Raw genomic sequence first — 18414 nt, 5'->3', positions numbered from 1 at the left:
CGACATGAAAGACTTTGCTTTCCCTGGCATCAACCTGGCAATCAGTACTCCTTTCGATGAGAACGGGAAACCGGATCATGCGCGCCTTGAGCAACTGATCGAGCGCTATCTCGCGGTGGGCATCGAGGGCTTCGTGCTGAGTTCCGGCACCGGCATGCACGTGTATCTGTCGCAGGAGGAATCGAAGGCGCTGGTCGCGTTCGGCGCGAAGGTTATCAACGGGCGCGCGCGCATCATCGCGCAGACGTCCGCGCTGCTCGTCGACGATGTCGTCGAGCGCACGCGTCACGCGGCCGATTGCGGTGCGGGCGGCGTGATGGTGCTGCCGCCGTTCTTCGAGGGGCCGACCGACGATGACGGCGTGTTCGCGTTCTACGCCGCCGTCGCGCGCGCCGGGCTGCCGATCATCGGCTACAACGTGCCGCAGGCGGTCGGGGTCGAGATCACGCCGTCGCTGCTGCACCGGCTGTGCCAGATTCCCGAATTCCTCGCGGTCAAGGACAGTAGCGGCGACCTGGCGAAGCAGGCCGCGCTGGTCCGCACGGGGCTGCCGATGATGAACGGTGCCGATCCGCTCGTGCCGTATGCGATGTATGCCGGCGTCAGCGGCCTGATCTGGGGCGGTGCCAACTTTGCACCGAAGACCTGCCTCGAACTCGTCGCGGCCGCGCAGGAACGTCGCTGGGTCGACGCGCGGGAAATCTGGCGACTGCTGGAGCCCGCGATGTCGCTGATCTGGGAAGGCGACTACGTGCAGTCGGTCTACGCCGCGGCCGAGATGACCGGCTACGGCGCGGGCAATCCGCGTCGCCCGCTGTCGCGCCTGTCCGCCGCGAAGCGCGACGCATTGCAGACCGCCGTCGGCGCGCTGGTCGAGCGCGAACGGCAAGCCGTGTAACGGAGCGGGTGAACCATCATGTTCGTAGCGAGCAAACTCCCGCAGCATCTCGGCAAGTCCGGCTGGGTCGAGATGCTGCCCCCGCGGACGCCGCGCGCGCCGCTCACCGGCACGGTGAACGCCGACATCGCGATCATCGGCGGCGGGTTCGCGGGCCTGTCCGCGGCGCGGCGCCTGTCGCAACTCGATCCGCGCGTCAAGGTCGTCGTGCTGGAGGCCGGCGAAGTCGCCGAAGGTGCGACGGGCCGCAATTCGGGCTTCATCATCGACTTGCCGCACGAAGTATCGTCGGAAGACTATGGCGGCTCGGGCAGCGACGAGCGGCGGCACGACATCCAGGTGCACCGGATGGCGATCGCACTCGCCCGCGATCTGGCGCTCGAGAAGGGCTGGGGCAAGGACATTTTCGACCCGTGCGGGAAGTACAACGTCGCAATGGGGCCGCAGGGCGACAAGCACGTCGCCTCTTATGCGGTCCAGCTCGATAAGGTGAACGAACCATATCGTCTGCTCGATGCAGGAGAGATCGCGACGGTCACCGGCACGACGTCGTTCACGTCGGCGATCTTTACGCCCGGCACCGTGATGATCCAGCCGGCCGCCTACATCCGGGGCCTCGCCGATTCCTTCGGCGACCCGATCAGGCTTTTCGAGAATACGCCCGCGCTGTCGCTCGAGCGGCAGGGCGCATCGTGGCGCATCAAGACCCCGAACGGTGCGGTCAACGCCGGCAAGATCATCTTGGCGAACAACGGGCACGCGCAGAGTTTCGGCCTGTTGCCGGGCGTGCTGCTGCATGTCTACACGTACGCATCGATGACGAAGGCATTCGATCCGTCGCGGCTCGGCGGCGAGCGCGCCTGGGCCGCGACGCCCGCGTTCCCGATGGGGACCACGGTGCGTCGCGTGCGCGGCGACGACGGCGACCGGATCCTGATCCGCTCGCGCTACACGTACAACCCGCGGCTGCAGGTGAGCGAAGGCGCGATCGCACGCGCGGGCCGCGTCCACGACCGCAAGTTCGACGCGCGTTTCCCGATGCTCAGGGGCGTGCCGATGGAGTACCGCTGGGCAGGCGCGATGGCGCTGACGTGGAACGGCGTGCCGGCGTTCGGCGAAATCGAGCCGGGCATCTTCGCGGCGATCGCATGCAATGGCGTCGGCGCGACGAAGGCGACCGCGTCGGGCATCGCGGCCGCCGAGGCGGCGCTGGGAATGGACTCGTGGCTCGTGCAGGTGTTCCGCGGGTTCGCGGCGCCGAAGCGGTTGCCGCCGCAACCGTTTCTGACGATCGGCGCGACGGCCAACCTGAGCGTCAAGGAATGGTCGGCCGGCATCGAATGAAGGACAACCCCCGACACGCCGGCCTATCGGCAGGCCTTCCGGCGGGCATCGGACTGATGGAGAATCAAATGGACTGGATACACACGTTTCCGCACATGCAGGACGACGCGCTTCTGAACATGAAGCGCTCGATCGACGACGGTTTTCGCGCTTTCACCGCCGCGTACGGCGACCCGATCGACGCGGCGTTCCAGCCGCTTCAGCAATTCCTGACGGCGGCCGAGCACTTCATGACGCGCACCCCGTGGCCGATCATCATGCTGCTGGTGCTCGCGGTCGCATGGGTGGCGAGCCGGAACTGGAAGATCGTCGCCGGCTGCTTCGTCACGCTTGCCGCGATCGGCTATCTCGACATGTGGGAGGACACGATGCGAACCGTGTCCATGATTTTCGTCTGCACGTTCCTGTCGATCCTCATCGGCTTGCCGATCGGCATCCTGATGGCGAAGTCGAACCGGATCCGCAAGCTGGTCGACCCGGTGCTCGACGTGATGCAGACCATGCCGAGTTTCGTCTACCTGATTCCGGTCGTGATGCTGCTCGGCATCGGTCGCGTGCCCGGCCTCATCGCGGTCGTGATCTATGCGATCCCGCCGATGATCCGCCTGACCAATCTCGGGATCCGGCTGGTCGACGTGGACATCATCGAAGCCGCCGACGCGTTCGGTTCGTCGGGCTGGCAGCGGCTCGTGAAGGTGCAACTGCCGCTCGCGCTGCCGACCATCATGGCAGGCGTCAACCAGACCATCATGATGGCGCTCGCGATGGTGGTGGTCGCCGCGATGATCGGTGTCCAGGGGCTCGGCCAGCCGGTACTGAAGGCCATCGCCAACCAGTACTTCACGCTCGGTATCTTCAATGGCCTCGCGATCGTCGGCATCGCCGTCATCTTCGACCGCGTCAGCCAGGCCTACGGCAAGCGACTTCAAAAGCACCAGGAGGTGGTCCATGGCTGACATCCAGTCCGGCGGCATCGCGATCCGCAATCTCTACAAGATCTTCGGGCCGAAAGCCGCGTCCCATGTCGATGCCGTCAAGAACGGCTTGTCCAAGGCCGAACTGCTCGCGCAGACCGGCCACGTGCTGGGGCTGAGGAATATCAACCTCGACATTCCCGCCGGTTCCATCCAGGTGATCATGGGCCTGTCCGGCTCGGGCAAGTCGACGCTGATCCGCCACATCAACCGGCTGATCGATCCGACGGCCGGCGAGGTGCTGATCGGCGGCGTCGACGTGTGCCGGATGAAACTGAAGGAGCTGCGCGAATTCCGCCGACGCCAGACGGCGATGGTGTTCCAGAAATTCGCGCTGCTGCCGCATCGAAACGTGCTCGAGAACGTGATCTACGGTCTCGAAGTGTGCGGCGTGGCGCGCGACACGTCGGTCGACACGGCGATGCGATGGCTTGAACGCGTGGGGCTGAAGGGCTTCGAGCAACGCTATCCGAATCAGCTGTCCGGCGGCATGCAGCAGCGCGTGGGCCTCGCTCGCGCGCTGTCGATGGACGCGCCCGTGCTGCTGATGGACGAAGCGTACTCGGCGCTCGACCCGCTGATCCGGATGGACATGCAGACCGTGCTGCTGGATCTGCAGAAGGAAATCCGCAAGACGATCGTCTTCATCACGCACGACCTCGACGAGGCGCTGAGGCTCGGCGACCAGATCGCGATCCTGCGCGACGGCAACATCGTCCAGCAGGGCACGAAGCAGGACATCGTGCTGCGCCCGGCCGACGAGTACGTGACCAACTTCGTCAGGCAGGTGAATCGCGGGCGCGTGGTCTGCGTCGAGGACGTGATGGCGCCGCTGCGCACGGGCGCGTCGGTGGTCGGGGCGCACGTCGCGGCCGGAACGACGCTCGAAAGCGCGTTGTCGATGCTCACGCGCGATCCGGGCATCGATCGCCTGACGGTCGTCGGCGAAGGCAACCATCCGCTCGGCACGGTCGACCTGCGCCAGCTCGCCTGCGCGCTGGCGACGCCGGAGGACGCGACCGACCTGCCGCACGTGCAGCCGGACGCGCGTGCGCGCGTGGAGGCCTCCGTCGCGGCGGTCCGCGGGTGAGCGCACCCGTGACGCTCGCGCAAGACCACTGACCCACATCTCGCCATCAGGCCGGCGATTCGAACGATCGCATGTGCCCGCAGTAATGCGCTCGACCGTGTCCGGTTCGGACCGAACACGGAAGGGCGTACAGACCAACGCATACCGGGGAAGGTCCGGCAACTTTGAGGAAACGGCAATGAAACTGACATCTCTTCGCGCACTCGCCGCAGTTGGCGTTTTGTTCGGCGGCTCGCACGCCTACGCTGCCGGTTGCGGAAACGTGACGATCGCCAACATGAACTGGCAAAGTGCCGAGCTGGAAGCGGCCGTCGACAAGGCGATCCTCGGCGAAGGCTACGGCTGCCAGGTCAACACCGTGATCGGCGATACCGTGCCGACGATTACGTCGATGGTCGACAAGGGCAAGCCGGACATCGTGTCGGAAGGGGCCATTGCATTGCTGCCGGCGATCGTGCAGCGCGGGATCGACGAGAAGAAAATCGTGATGGGCGCGAAGACCATTCAGGAAGGCGCAGTCTACGGCTGGTATATCCCGAAGTACGTCGCGGATGCGCATCCCGACATCAAGACGATTCCGGATGCGCTGAAGCACCCCGAACTGTTCGCCGACCCGGAGAATCCCGGCAAGGGCGCGATCTACAACGGCCCGCAAGGCTGGGGGATCACGACCAATACGACGCAACTATATAAGGCGTACAAGGCGCAGCAGGCCGGGTTCCGGCTGATCGATACGGGGTCGGCGGCGGGGCTCGACGGATCGATTGCGAAGGCCTACGAGCGCAAGAAGCCCTGGCTCGGCGTCTACTGGGCACCGACGTCCCTGCTCGGCAAGTATCAGATGGTGAAGCTCGACGCCGGCGTGCCGGTCGATCAGGCGGAATGGAAGCGCTGCACGACGGTCGCGAACTGCCCCGATCCGAAGCCGACGGGCTGGCCGGTCGGTGAGTTGTATACGCTGGTGTCCAAGTCGTTCGCGGACAAGGCCAATCCGGACGTGATGAAGTATCTGAACACGCGCAGCTTCAAGACCGCGGACCTGCAACAGGTGATGCTCTGGATGACGACCAACCAGGCCACCGGCGACGACGGCGCGAAGCGCTTCCTGAAGGAAAAGCAGGACGTGTGGACGAAGTGGGTGACGCCGGCTGCGGCCGAGAAAATCAAGGCGTCGCTGTAAGGCGAAACCGAAGCTCGGGATCGTCACGCCTGCCAAGCGGTTCAAACACCGACGGGCGCGCGGCACGGATTGCCGCCCGCTCGTCGGTGACTGTATACGAAGCTGGTCACTCATACTCAACCAACAGGTTCACGGTGAAGCGGGCATGGACGGTGCAAAAGGTTATCGGCGACTCATTCCTTCGTTGACGGCGCTGGTGGAGTTCGAGGCCGTCGCCCGGCTGCGCAGCTTCACGCAGGCCGCCGCCGAACTGGGTGTCACGCAGGCTGCGGTCAGCCGGCAGATCCGTCTGCTGGAGGAATTGCTCGGCGTGCGCCTGCTGGACCGCCTGCATCGCGCGACGACGCTGACGGCCGAAGGCGCGGCGCTTTACGCGGTCGTGGCCGAGGCGATGGGCAAGATCGCCGGCGTGTTCGACCGGCTGTCGACCGGCATCGAAGACGAGGAGCTCGTGCTCGCCACGACCGCGGCGTTCTCGCATTTCCGGCTGATGCCGAGTCTCGCGCGGCTCAAGGAACTGCACCCGAACCTGCGTATCCGTCTCACGACGACGATGTTTACCGCCGATCTGCGCCACACCGAAGTCGATGCGGTGGTTCGCTGGGGCGACGGCAAGTGGCGCGACGGCACCGCGCATCTGCTGTTCGACGAGCAGGTGTTTCCAGTCTGTTCGCCCGCTTGGCGAGACCGGTACGGTACGCCGGATTCGCTGGACGAGCTCGCGAACATGACCTTCATCGAGGAAGACTCGACGTCTGAAGGCTGGCTGAGCTGGGACAAGTGGTTCCGGGCCGTCGGCGCGCGTCCGGCCAAGCTCAGGTACGGCGTGCGCACGTGCCTGTATCCGGACGCGGTTCAGGCGGCGTTGCTCGGGCAAGGTGTCGCGCTCGGCTGGAGCCGGCTGCTCCACGAGCATCTGGCGTCGGGTGATCTGGTGCGCCTGATGGACGTGTCGCTGCCGTTGAGCGACGCGTATTACGTGGTGGTGCCGCACGGGCGCTCGGTCACGCCGTCGATTCAGAAGCTGATCGACCTGTTGAAGGACGACGCCGGTGTCGCATGATGTGCGCGGGCGGAAGGAATCCGCGTGCGTTCCTGCGCGGTTCAATTAATTAATCATCCTCATCACTGACCCGGTTTCGCCGCCTGGGCGAACTGCCTTGTCCCGCGTCCCGCGAACTTCGAGCGAACTTGCCCGATGGCGCGGGATTTTTTTTGCGCGCAAGCCGCACCGAAGTCGCCCTGAAAGACCGGGTCCAGCCCTCACCGCCGACCCATAATCCAATGTAATGAAGCGGGGAAAATAAAGCGCATTGACGCGTTTTTCCGGCAATCCAATACTGCGGCTAACGCGGGACCGATCCAGGTCCCGCTTCCCCATCAACGTTGGAGAAGACGATGTCAGACGTTCAATTGAAGCCCCTTGGCGAACTCGTGCGCAGCCGTGAGCCCGGCTGCGGAATGCCTGGGGAAGTGTTCAGCCGGCCCGATGTATTCGAGACGGACGTCGACATCTTCTTCCACAAGCACTGGATCGTGGTCGGCGTGACCGCCGACGTTCCGGAGCCGGGTGACGTGTCGGTCGTCGACATCGGCAACGCGTCGGTCATGATCGTGCGCGACGACGACGAAGCCATCCGCGCATATCGCAACGTGTGCCGCCACCGCGGCGCGCGTCTGAAGGAAGAAGGGAAGTCGACGGTCGGCATGCTCGTGTGTCCGTACCACCAGTGGACCTACGACCTCGACGGCAGCCTGCGTCACACCAAGCACATGGGGAAGGACTTCGACAGCACCTGCCGCAATCTCCTGCCCGTGCATGTGAAGGTGGTCGGCACGCACGTGCTCGTGTGTTTTGCCGACGAGCCGCCGGCCGACATTGCACACCTCGAGGGGACGATGGGGCCGCGCTTCGCGCCATACGAGCTGCAGAACACGAAGATCGCGTTCGAGTCGGAGATCGTCGAGGACGGCAACTGGAAGCTCGTGATGGAGAACAACCGCGAGTGCTACCACTGCGAGGCCGGGCACCCGGAGCTGACGCAGTCGTTCCTGCCCGAGTCGACTGGTTCGAGTGCGGACGACATGGACGAGGCGTCGCTGAAGGCCCAGCAAGCCTACGAGAAGCTCAATGCCGACACGCAGCGCAACTGGGAAAACGAAGGGTGGCTGTGCAAGGCGGTCGAAGCGCTGTCCGGCGACGTCGCGACGCATTTCCGCACCGAGCGGCTGCTGATCGCCGGTCACGGCGAGTCGCAGACGATGGACACCAAGGTGGCCTCGCAGAAGCTGCTGGGCAAGCTCACGCGCCGCGACCTCGGCGACACGCACATGTGGACGCACAACTCGTGGACGCACGTGATGAGCGACCACGCGATGATCAGCTACATCATCCCGCTCACGCCGGAAAAGACGCTGGTCCGCACGAAGTGGCTCGTGCATGCGGACGCGGTGGAGGGCGTGGACTACGACCTGACGAAGCTGACCGAGGTCTGGGTCGCGACGAATGCGCAGGACGCGAGCCTGGTGGCGATCAACCATCGCGGCGCGAAAGACCCGGGCTACATTCCGGGCCCGTACTCGCCGTCCACCGAAAACTACGTCGACCAGTTCGTCGACTGGTATGCGGGGCGCCTCGACGCACACGGGATCTGATGTGCGGCGCGTCGCGCGAACGCGCGTGGCCGGAGCCCGTGCACGACTGTCCTTACGTGCACTGCTCCGCCGGCACGGACGCGGCGGCGCGCGGCGCCCGCTTGCGCGTCGCGAGCCAGCACAGCACCGAGCCGCCGCACACGCAGAACGCGCCGCTCCAGAAGCCGGACGACAGCGACGCATCCAGCAGCAGCGCGGCGAGGCCGGCCGAGATGACCGGAATGAAGTACGACACGCCGGCGAGGAGCGCGACGTTGCCGCGCATGATGCCGATATTCCACGCCGAATAGCCGAAACCCATCGCCGCCGATGCGAGCACGAAGCTGGCGAGCGCATTGAAGCCGAACACGATCGTGTGCTCACCGTCGAGCAGGTATTTGATCCACAGCGACAGCGCGACGAGGATGAAGAACAGCGTGATGCCGTTCTTGCCATTCGCAATCCTGATCGTCACGGTGCAATAGGCGGCCCAGATCAGCGAGCCGGCGAAGGCAAGCCCGTAGCTGAGCGGGTTGTCGACGACATTGGCCACCATGCCGGCCGTATCGAAGCCGTGCTCGCCGCCGAGCACCCAGCCGACGCCGGCCATCGCGAGGATCACGCCCGGCACGATCAGCAGGTTCGCGCGCTGGCGGAGAAAGAGGATCGCGAACACCATCGTGAAGGTCGGCCACAGATAATTGACCATGCCGACCTCGATCGCCTGGCGCGCCGTGTGCGCGTTGCCGATCGACAGCGACAGGCACCATTCGTACGCGACGAACAGCACGCTGCCCCACAGCAGGTAGCGGCGCGGGAAATCGCCGAGCCGCGGCAGCCCGGTCGTCACGAGCAGCAGTGCCGCCGCCCCCGTGTAGATCATTGCGGCGCCGCCGGTTGCGCCGAAGCTGTCGCTGACACCGCGAATCAGCCCTACCACCGAACTCCATAAAACGATTGCGACGAATCCGATCAGCGTCGCCCTGTTCCTGCTGTTCATGCCTGTTTCCTGCCAATACCGGGTGAATACGTTGTGCCGGGCCGATTGCCCGGCAGATGTGACAAACCGGCCGCGATCGCTCGTGGCGACCGCGGCCGGCTACGGGTGCTGCGTGTCGATGAGATTATGCGCTGCGGGCCGGTACGTCGATCCAGATGGTTTTGATCTCGGTGTACTGGTCGTGCGCCCAGATCGACTTGTCGCGGCCGCCGAAGCCGGAAGCCTTGTAGCCGCCGAACGGGGTCGTGATGTCGCCTTCGCCGAAGCAGTTCACCGTCACCACGCCGGCCTGGATCGAGCGCGACAGGTGAATCGCGTCGTTCAGGTTGCTGGTATAGACTGATGCCGCGAGCCCGTAGACCGAATCGTTCGCGAGCGCGATCGCCTCGTCGGTGTCCGTGAAGGTCGTGACGGCCAGCACGGGCCCGAACACTTCCTCCTGGAACAGCGTGTGGTCGCGGCTCACGCCGTCCACCACGGTCGGCTCGACGAAGATGCCTTGCTCGGTCGAACCGCCGAACACCACGTCGAGCTTGTCCGCACCGGCCTGGTCGAGGTACGTGCGGACCTTGTCGAAGTGCGCCTTGCTGATCAGCGAACCGACGCGGTGCTCGGGATCGAGCGGGTCGCCCATCTTCCATTCGCGCATCTGCACGCCGATGCGCTCGAGCAGCGCCGACTTGATGTCGGCATGCACGATCAGGCGCGACGACGCCGAGCAGTTCTCGCCCATGTTCCAGAACGCGCCGTTCACGACATGCTGCGCGACCGCGTCGAGATCCGCGACGTCGCGCATCACGACGGCCGGGTTCTTGCCGCCGCATTCGAGCACGATCCGCTTCAGGTTCGATTCCGCCGCGTAGTGCAGGAAGCGCCGGCCGGTCGCGGTCGAGCCGGTGAAGCTGACCATCGCGACGTCCGGGTGGCGGCCCAGCGGCTCGCCGACTTCCTTGCCGCCGCCCGGCACCACGTTGAACACGCCGGCCGGCACGCCGGCCTCGTGCGCGAGTTCGGCCACGCGCAGCGCGGTCAGCGTGGTTTCCGTCGCCGGCTTCACGACGATCGAGCAGCCTGCCGCCAGCGACGGGCCGATCTTCCACGCCAGCATCAGCAGCGGGAAGTTCCACGGCAGCACCAGGCCGACCACGCCGATCGGCTCGCGCACCACCAGCGCGAGCGCGTTCGAGCCGACCGGCGCGGTGTTGTCGTAGATCTTGTCGATCAGCTCGGCGTGCCAGCGGATCGTATGGATCGTCTCCGGCACGTCGATGTTCTGGCATTCGCGGATCGGCTTGCCGCTGTCGAGGCTTTCCATCGTCGCGAGTTCGTGCGCGTGCTGTTCGAGCAGGTCCGCGAACTTCAGCAGGATGGACTTGCGCTGCGACGGCGGCAGCTGCCGCCAGCGGCCGTCGGCGAACGCCGCCTTCGCGCGTGCGACTGCATCGTCCACGTCGCTGGCGTCGCACGCGGCGACATGCGCGAGCACCTGATCGGTGGCCGGGTTGACCGTCGCGAACGTCTTGCCGGCGTTGGCGGGGCGAAATGCCCCGTCGACGAAGGCCTGCGTCGGCAGTTTCAGTTCGGCCGCGAGGGCCGCGTATTGCGATGCGCTGAGCATTTCCGCCATCAGGCCTGGCCTCCGACGACCGCCGCGATCTCGCGCTTCACGTCGGCGACGATCTGCTTGAGGGTCGCCTTGTTCGCTTCGTCGAGCGGCTGGAGCGGGGCGCGCACGCCGCCGCTGCGCAGGCCGACGAGTTCGCTGCCGTACTTGATCGACTGCACGAACTTGCCCGCGTCCTCGAGGAAATCCATCAGCGGCATCATCGCCGACATGATGCGGCGGCCTTTGCGGAAGTCGTTCTCGACCACGCAGGCCTGGTGCAGCGCGACGTGTTCCGCCGGCAGGAAGTTCGAGCCCGCGCAGACCCAGCTGCTCGCGCCCCACGCGAAGAATTCGAGCGCCTGGTCGTCCCAGCCGCACGACACGCTGATGTTCGGGAATTCGCGCGCGAGCATGTGCAGCTGGCCGGTGCTGCCGGAGCTTTCCTTGATCGCGACGAAGTTCTTCGATGCGGCGGTGACGGTGCGGAAGAACGCGCGGCCCATCGACACGCCCATGCGCGCCGGGTAGTTGTAGAGCATCACCGGCAGGTCGGCGGCGCGGTCCACCGCGATCGCGTGCGCGGCGTTTTCCTGCTCGGTCGGCAGCGCATACGGCGGCGAGCCGACCAGGATCGCATCGGCCTTGATCTCTTTCGCCGACTTCGCGTATTCGACCGAATCCTCGGTGCGGATCGCGCCGGTGCCGATCACGAGCGGCACGCGCGTGCCGATCACCTGCTTCGCGTACGCGCCGAGCTCGATGCGCTCCTGCATCGTGTGGGCGTAGTACTCGCCGGTCGAGCCGCCGATGATGATGCCGTGCACGCCGGCGCCGATCAGGTATTCGAGGACCTCGGCGAACGCCGCCTTGTCGATGCCGCCTTCGGCGGTCAGGGGCGTGATGGCCGGCGTGTAGATGCCGTTGAAGTTCATGATGTGCTCCCGCTGGAATGAAAGTAAGCGTTGCGTGGGAAATGCCGACGCCGCGACGGTCGCGGCGTGCGTGAAATACGGGTCAATGACTGAGCGAAGCGGCCTCCTGCAGCGACAGCGATGCCGTTTCGGGCGCGAGCGCGACCGAGGCCAGCAGGCCGACGAACGACACGGCCGCCGCCGCGTACATCGTGTTGCCGATGCCGATGTTCTGCAGCGCGATCGGGACGAGCCAGGTGCCGACCGCCGCGCCGATGCGCGACAGCGACGCGCCCATGCCGACCGCGAACGCGCGGATGTCGGTCGGGAAGATTTCGTTCGGATAGACGAGCTGCAGCACCTGCGCGCCGCCGATCAGCAACGCGTATGCGCCGAACAGCACCAGGATCAGCAGGGCCGAGCCGTTCGAGCACGCGCCGAGCGCCAGCAGCGCGAGCGCCGACCACAGGAAGCTGTGGATCACCAGCGCGCGGCGGCCGAGCGTGTTGATCACGCGCGTGGCGAGCGCGCAGCCGACCACGAACAGCAGCGTGATGGCGACCGAGCCGTACGCTTCCCAATCGCCTTCGAGGTGCAGCGCCTGTAGCACGCGCGGCGCGAACGAGTAGACCGCGAACACCGGGATCACCGAGCAGGTCCAGAACAGCACCACGAACAGCATGCGCTTGCCGTAGCCCGAGTGCAGCAGCGCGCCGAGCGAGATCTTCCGGTCGACCGGCTCTTCCGGCAGGTTGCGGATCGAGAACGACGGCCCGTACACCTTGCGGATCACCGCGTCGGCTTCCGCCTTGCGGCCCTTGTTGAGCAGCCAGCGCGGCGATTCCGGCGTGCCGATGCGCACCAGGAACAACGCGACGCCGATCACGGCCGGGCTCGCGAGCACCCAGCGCCACGCGTCGGGGCCGGCCTGCGCGAGCAGGATGTTGCCGACGATGTACGCGAGCGCCGCGCCGAAGAACCAGATGATGGTCAGCATCGCGAGGCGCGGGCCGCGGTACTTGCGCGGCATGAATTCGGTCAGCAGCGAGCCGGCCACCGGGTACTCGATGCCGACGCCGATGCCGGTGATGAAGCGCAGGACGAACAGCGCCTCGCCCGATTGCACCCACAGCTGCGCGATCGAGCAGACGATGAACAGCACGGGGCCGAAGAAGTAGGGCCGGCGGCGGCCCATCAGGTCGGTCAGCCAGCCGCCGAGGAAGCCGCCGACGAAGATGCCGAGCAGCGCCGACGCCGCGATCATGCCTTCCCAGAAGCTGGTCAGGTGCAGCGCGGCCGAGAATTGCACCATGGCCACGCCGATGATGCTGAGCACGTAGCCGTCCATGAGCCAGCCGCCGCCCGAGCGTATCGTGAGCAGCTGGTGAAATCCGTTGAGCGGTACGTCTTCGATGGATACCGTCGTTTTTGCCATTGGCGGTCGTCTCCTTCCTTCCTGATGAATGGGGCGATCTCCGTGGGGCGCGCGGAGTCCGCGCGGCGCCCGATCGCTGAATCGTGGATTCGGTGGGTGGTCGTTCGGTGCGGCCGGTTCAGCTCTCCAGGCCCGCCTTGCGCTGGCCCCACCAGAGCGTCGCGTTGACGCCGGCCGACAGGAACGGCTCCGGCGGGTTGCGGTTCGGGCCGGACGTCGCGAGCAGGAAGTCGGTCAGCGCGTCGCGCTTGCCGGCCAGCCAGTCGGCGAGCAGCGTGCCCGTCACCGTGCCGCGCGTGATGCCGAGGCCGTTGCAGCAGAGCGCGCCATAGACATTCGGCGCGAGTTGACCGAAGAAGCCCTTGTGGTTCTGCGACAGCGCCAGCGAGCCGCTCCACGTGTAATCGAACTCGACCTCCGGCAGCATCGGGAAGCGGCGCTCGAACGAGAGCCGGTGGCGCGCGAGCGCGCGCTCGCGATGGCGGTCGTTCGGGCGGCCGTTCGGATTGAAGCTGAAGCTGTTGCGGATCAGGATGCGGTTGTCGTGGGTGCGGCGCACCGTGCTGCCGAACGGATCGGCCGGAATCACGCCCCAGAACGGCTGGCCGCCCAGCCGCGCCTGTTCGGCGCCGGTCAGCGGCCGCGTGAGGCTCGCGTACAGGAACACCGGCAGCATCGTGCCGGTGAGGAAGCCGAAGCGCATGCCGAACGCGTTGTTCGAGAGCACCAGCTTGTCGACGACGATGCGGCCGCCGGCATGCCCGAGCACGATCTTCTCGCCGTATTCGACGTCGGTGATCGGCGTGTGCTCGTGCAGCGTGACGTTCGGCGGCAGGCTGTCGGCCAGGCCCTTCACCAGCGCCGACGGCTGCAGCAGCATCGTGCCGGGCGTGAACAGCCCCTTCCGGTAGAAGCCGGTGCCGATATGCGCGGGCAGATCCTTGCCTTCGATCACTTCGTACGGCTGGCCGAGCTTGTCGAGACCGCGCCGGTACGCGTCGAGCACCGCGACGCCGCGCGGCTCGACCGCCGCCTGGTACTTGCCGGACGCGCGCAGATGGCAATCGATCCCGTGTTCGTCGACCAGCGCGCGCAGGATCGACTGGCCGAGCAGGTTCAGTTGCAGGGTCGTCTTCGCGGTATCGATGTCGCCGATGTAGTCGTCCGCGCCGATGTCGTGTGGCAGGTCGATCGCGAAGCCCGCGTTGCGCCCCGACGTGCCGAAGCCGACTTCCTGCGCGTCGACCAGCACGACTTCGTCGTCCGGGAAGTTCAGCGCGAGCTGGCGCGCCGCGGCGAGCCCGGTGAAGCCGGCGCCGATCACGCCCCAGCGCGCCTTCGTGGTGCCCGTGTGACACGGCCGCGGCACGCGCGGCGGGCTGGTGTGGTACCAGCCGCACGCGTGGTCGTCGGCAGGCAGCGCGCCGACCCTGACCTTGCGCGCATCGCGTTGAGGCTGCGCAGCCTCTTCTACCGTCGGCGAAGTAACCCTAAGCATTCCTGAATCCAGCGTCTCGTTGAGTGAAATGACACGCGCGTGCGGATGCGCCCATGTCCTTGTTGGTGATGTCGGCCCTGGCGGTTCGCGTGGTCGGGGCGGTCGCGTCGGGCTATCGGCGTGGTGTCCCGAGGCGCGAAACGCCTGACCGGAAAGAAAATTCTGTCGTGCGGCTAATAAACTATACTTAGTAGACAAACTATAGTCTAACAATCGTATTGCGGGAATCGAGGGTTAACCCTCGGCTCGTGGGGTAGTTCGACTGGCGATGGTGAGGGCGGAGACGGCCGAAACGGCCGAAACGGCCGAAACGGTGGAAACGGTGGAAACGGTGGAAACGGTGGAAACGGTGGAAACGGTGGAAACGGCGGAAACGGCGGAAACGGCGGAAACGGCGGAAACGGCGGAAACGGCGGAAACGGCGGAAACGGCGGAAACGGCGGAAGCGGCGGAAGCGGCGGAAGCGGCGGAAGCGGCGGTGCGAAGGGGCGCATGCCGTCGTGGCAGGTTTTCGTGACGGGAAAGGAGGGGGCGGCGGCGTCTGTATCGGCGCATGTCGTCGGGACAGGGGACGGCGCTAGCCATGGCCCGGGACGGGGCCTTATAGTACGCGCTTCAAAGTGACGAGGGCGTTATGAAAGGAACGGGTGGGGAGTCGGCACCGGCGGATGTGGCACAAACGGTCGATCGCAAGTCGGCCCTGGGCGAGGCATTGCGACGCCGGATCGTGAACATGGAGCTGGCGCCGGGCGCACTGATCGACGAAGCGGCGCTGGCCGACGAGTTCGGCATGTCGCGGCCGCCGATTCGCGAGCTGATCCGGCAGATGGCCGCGGAAGGCTATATCGAGCTCGAGACGAATCGGGCGCCGCGCGTCACGTCGATGAATTTCCAGTCGCTGCGCAGCTTCTTCATCGCCGCGCCGGTGATCTATATCGCGACGACCCAGCTGGCGGCGCTGAACGCGACACCCGACGACATCGCGCGGCTGCGGACGATCCAGGCGCATTTTCGGGCCGCGATCGAAAGCGGCAACGTCGCGAACCGTGTGTTCTACAACGACGAATTCCACCTCGAAATCGGCCGGATCGCGCAGAACGATTACCTGATGCCGAGCCTGCGCCGCCTGCTGATCGATCACGCGCGGCTCGGGAAGATGTTCTACCGCTATCCGGCCACGGACACGATGCAGCACACGCTCGAAAGCGCCGTCGTCCAGCATGACCAGATCATCGATGCGCTCGCGAGGCAGGACGCAGATGAGGCGGGGCAGCTGGTCCGCGATCACTTCGAATTGTCGCGCCGACGGATGACCGAGTACGCGGCGCCGCAGGGCATGGCAGTCTCCGTGAACCTCGGCGATCCGGTGCTGACGCAGGACAAGCGATAGCGGAGGGCGGCCGGCGCGCCATGGTCATGGATGCAGCAAGCAATCCAGGCCGGGTCGTCGGCCCGGGACTGTAGTCGTCCACCATCCGCCGCCGGTTTTTTCCGTCGCCCGCTGGTTTCATCGAGTACGGGGCGCCATCCCATAACCCGCTCCCTTCGCCGGCTCCCATGGCCGGCTTCCTTCGGCGACTCCCGTGATCGGCGCCGCGTCGCCGGCCTTGCCACCCCGTTCACGGCGCCGTGGCGCGCCGTCGCTTCGACCCCATCACTGTATACATCCGGCCGGCACGCCGATTGCGCGTTGTCGTGCGCCGAAACCCGCATCCGGGAAACCCCGCCCCGACGCCCGCTTCCGACATTGCCTCGCGCATCGCGTGGCCGGTTTTGTCACCATGTGGGCCGGATATGACAATGGAAATCCGCCGGTGCGGCATTACGATGGGTCACGACGTCGCCTGGCGCTGGCCGGTTTTGCCGCAGCCGCCCGGGTCGCGCGCCTCATTCACCGCCTGATTGGAACATCGACCATGAGCTATAACGCCCCTGTCAAGGACATGCTGTTCGTGCTGAAGGAACTCGCGGGCATCGACACCGTTGCGCAGTTGCCGGGCTTCGAGGAAGCCGGCTACGACACGGCGCAGGCCGTGCTCGACGAATCCGCGAAATTCTGCGGTGAAGTGCTGGCGCCGCTGAACGTCGAGGGCGACCGCAACCCGAGCAGCTGGAAGGACGGTGTCGTGACGGCAACGCCCGGCTTCGGCGCCGCGTTCCGCCAGTTCGTCGAAGGCGGCTGGCAGGGCCTGCAGCATCCGGCCGAGTACGACGGCCAGGGGCTGCCGAAGCTGATCGCGACGCCGTGCATCGAGATGCTGAACGCATCGAACCTGTCGTTCGCGTTGTGTCCGCTGCTCACCGACGGCGCGATCGAGGCGCTGCTGACGGCCGGCACCGACGAACAGAAGCAACGCTACGTGCCGAAGCTGATCTCGGGCGAATGGACGGGCACGATGAACCTGACCGAGCCGCAGGCCGGTTCGGACCTGGCGCTGGTACGCTCGCGCGCCGAGCCGCAGGGCGACGGCACGTACAAGGTATTCGGCACGAAGATCTTCATCACGTGGGGCGAGCACGACATGGCGGACAACATCGTCCACCTGGTGCTCGCGCGCACGCCGAACGCGCCGGAAGGCGTGAAGGGCATCTCGCTGTTCATCGTGCCGAAGTTCATGGTCAACGAGGACGGCTCGCTCGGTGCGCGCAACGACGTGCACTGCGTGTCGATCGAGCACAAGCTCGGGATCAAGGCGAGCCCGACCGCGGTGCTGCAGTACGGCGACCACGGCGGTGCGATCGGCTACCTGGTCGGCGAGGAGAATCGCGGCCTCGAATACATGTTCATCATGATGAACGCGGCGCGCTTCGGCGTCGGGATGCAGGGGATCGGCGTGGCCGACCGTGCGTACCAGAAGGCCGCGGAATTCGCGAAGGAGCGCGTGCAGAGCCGCCCGGTGGACGGTTCGGCCAAGCAGTCGGTGACGATCATCCATCATCCGGACGTGCGCCGCATGCTCGGCACGATGCGCGCGCTCACCGAAGGCGCTCGCTCGCTGGCCTACGTAGCAGCCGCGCACAGCGACATTGCCCACCGTCATTCGGACGAGGCGACGCGTGCACGTCATCAGGCAATCTACGAATATCTGGTGCCGGTCGTGAAGGGCTGGAGCACGGAGATGGTGAACGACGTGGCGAGCCTGGGCGTGCAGGTGCACGGCGGGATGGGCTTCATCGAGGAAACCGGGGCGGCGCAGTACTACCGCGATGCGCGGATCCTGGCGATCTACGAAGGCACGACCGCGATCCAGGCGAACGACCTCGTCGGCCGCAAGACGCTGCGCGATGGCGGCGCGGTGGCCAAGGCGCTGATCGCGGAGATCGACGACACCGTCGCGGCGCTCGGCAAGCTGGAGGGCGCCGCGGCCGCGTCGATGAAGACGCAGCTGGAGAAGGGCGCGCGCGCGCTGTCGTCGGCGGTGGACTACGTGCTCGCGAACGCGAAGCAGGATCCGAATGCGGTGTTCGCGGGCAGTGTGCCGTACCTGAAGCTGGCCGGCGTGGTGCTGTGCGGATGGCAGATGGCGCGCGCGTTGCTGGCGGCGCATGCGAACCGCGCGAACGACACGGCGTTCTACGATGCGAAGATCGCGATCGCACAATGCTATGCGGAACACGTCCTCGTGCAGGCCGGCGCGTTCGAAGCGTCGATCGTCGGCGCGAAGGGCAACGAGAGCGTGCTCGCGTTGACGGAAGACCAGTTCTGACCTGACGGTCGGGGCGCAGGAGGAGACAGGATTTTGACCACACAGGACTTGCTCGCGCAGTACGGCCCGCGCGAATCGATGGAATACGACGTCGTGATCGTCGGCGGCGGCCCCGCCGGGCTGTCGGCGGCGATCCG

15 protein-coding genes are annotated in these 18414 nt (G+C 66.2%); 10 read left to right on the top strand and 5 right to left on the bottom strand.

What is annotated here, in order from left to right; genetic code table 11:
- Positions 1–4: 4 nt before the first annotated feature.
- From DIE15_RS23525 to DIE15_RS23495, 7 genes are all read left to right on the top strand, one after another.
- Positions 5–898: a dihydrodipicolinate synthase family protein gene (locus DIE15_RS23525; RefSeq protein WP_124834470.1), complete on the top strand. Its 894-nt coding sequence runs from the start codon at positions 5–7 to the stop codon at positions 896–898.
- 18 nt (positions 899–916) lie between these two features.
- Complete coding sequence (locus DIE15_RS23520; protein WP_124834469.1) at positions 917–2242, top strand: FAD-binding oxidoreductase; 1326 nt, start codon at positions 917–919, stop codon at positions 2240–2242.
- A 68-nt stretch (positions 2243–2310) separates the two neighbouring features.
- On the top strand, positions 2311–3198 hold the full coding sequence (locus DIE15_RS23515; protein WP_069227432.1) for a proline/glycine betaine ABC transporter permease: 888 nt from the start codon (positions 2311–2313) through the stop codon (positions 3196–3198).
- Entirely contained in the window at positions 3191–4306 is a 1116-nt protein-coding gene (locus tag DIE15_RS23510; protein WP_124834468.1) for a glycine betaine/L-proline ABC transporter ATP-binding protein, read from the top strand. Before DIE15_RS23515 ends, DIE15_RS23510 begins: the two co-directional genes overlap by 8 nt.
- A 178-nt stretch (positions 4307–4484) precedes the next feature.
- The gene (locus DIE15_RS23505; RefSeq protein WP_057927703.1) at positions 4485–5486 is read left to right on the top strand and encodes a glycine betaine ABC transporter substrate-binding protein; all 1002 of its coding nucleotides are present in this window, start codon (positions 4485–4487) and stop codon (positions 5484–5486) included.
- A 145-nt stretch (positions 5487–5631) separates the two neighbouring features.
- Positions 5632–6549, top strand: coding sequence for a LysR substrate-binding domain-containing protein (locus DIE15_RS23500; RefSeq protein WP_057927704.1), 918 nt, complete (start codon positions 5632–5634; stop codon positions 6547–6549).
- Positions 6550–6884: 335 nt separating this feature from the next.
- The gene (locus DIE15_RS23495) at positions 6885–8141 is read left to right on the top strand and encodes an SRPBCC family protein (protein WP_124834467.1); all 1257 of its coding nucleotides are present in this window, start codon (positions 6885–6887) and stop codon (positions 8139–8141) included.
- Positions 8142–8193: 52 nt separating this feature from the next.
- Here the strand turns inward: DIE15_RS23495 and yddG are convergent, their stop codons facing one another.
- The 5 genes from yddG to DIE15_RS23470 form a co-directional block, all read right to left on the bottom strand.
- Entirely contained in the window at positions 8194–9120 is a 927-nt protein-coding gene (gene yddG / locus DIE15_RS23490) for an aromatic amino acid DMT transporter YddG (protein ID WP_124834466.1), read from the bottom strand.
- Positions 9121–9244: 124 nt separating this feature from the next.
- Positions 9245–10747: an aldehyde dehydrogenase gene (locus DIE15_RS23485; protein WP_124834465.1), complete on the bottom strand. Its 1503-nt coding sequence runs from the start codon at positions 10745–10747 to the stop codon at positions 9245–9247.
- Positions 10747–11658: a dihydrodipicolinate synthase family protein gene (locus DIE15_RS23480; RefSeq protein ID WP_057927706.1), complete on the bottom strand. Its 912-nt coding sequence runs from the start codon at positions 11656–11658 to the stop codon at positions 10747–10749. The genes DIE15_RS23485 and DIE15_RS23480 overlap by 1 nt, the downstream gene beginning before the upstream one ends.
- A gap of 82 nt (positions 11659–11740) precedes the next feature.
- On the bottom strand, positions 11741–13072 hold the full coding sequence (locus DIE15_RS23475; protein ID WP_124834464.1) for an MFS transporter: 1332 nt from the start codon (positions 13070–13072) through the stop codon (positions 11741–11743).
- A gap of 118 nt (positions 13073–13190) precedes the next feature.
- Positions 13191–14393, bottom strand: a complete 1203-nt coding sequence (locus tag DIE15_RS23470; RefSeq protein ID WP_260428321.1) for an FAD-binding oxidoreductase — start codon at positions 14391–14393, stop codon at positions 13191–13193.
- A gap of 490 nt (positions 14394–14883) precedes the next feature.
- On the opposite strand from DIE15_RS23470, the gene DIE15_RS37130 reads away from it, so the two are divergent.
- The 3 genes from DIE15_RS37130 to DIE15_RS23455 all read left to right on the top strand — a co-directional run bounded on the left by DIE15_RS37130 (position 14884) and on the right by DIE15_RS23455 (position 18277).
- Complete coding sequence (locus DIE15_RS37130) at positions 14884–15087, top strand: hypothetical protein (RefSeq protein WP_185734536.1); 204 nt, start codon at positions 14884–14886, stop codon at positions 15085–15087.
- A 117-nt stretch (positions 15088–15204) separates the two neighbouring features.
- Positions 15205–15960, top strand: a complete 756-nt coding sequence (locus DIE15_RS23460) for a GntR family transcriptional regulator (RefSeq protein ID WP_057927709.1) — start codon at positions 15205–15207, stop codon at positions 15958–15960.
- Positions 15961–16486: 526 nt separating this feature from the next.
- Positions 16487–18277 carry an acyl-CoA dehydrogenase gene (locus DIE15_RS23455; RefSeq protein ID WP_124834462.1) on the top strand — a complete coding sequence of 597 codons (1791 nt, stop codon included), beginning with the start codon at positions 16487–16489 and terminating at the stop codon, positions 18275–18277.
- The last annotated feature ends 137 nt before the right edge of the window (positions 18278–18414 follow it).

The sequence above is a fragment of the Burkholderia sp. Bp9031 genome, from assembly GCF_003857965.1.
GTDB classification, from domain to species: domain Bacteria; phylum Pseudomonadota; class Gammaproteobacteria; order Burkholderiales; family Burkholderiaceae; genus Burkholderia; species Burkholderia ambifaria_A.
The sequence above is the reverse complement of the archived record's forward strand: the minus strand, read 5'-3'. Positions and strand labels throughout refer to the sequence as shown.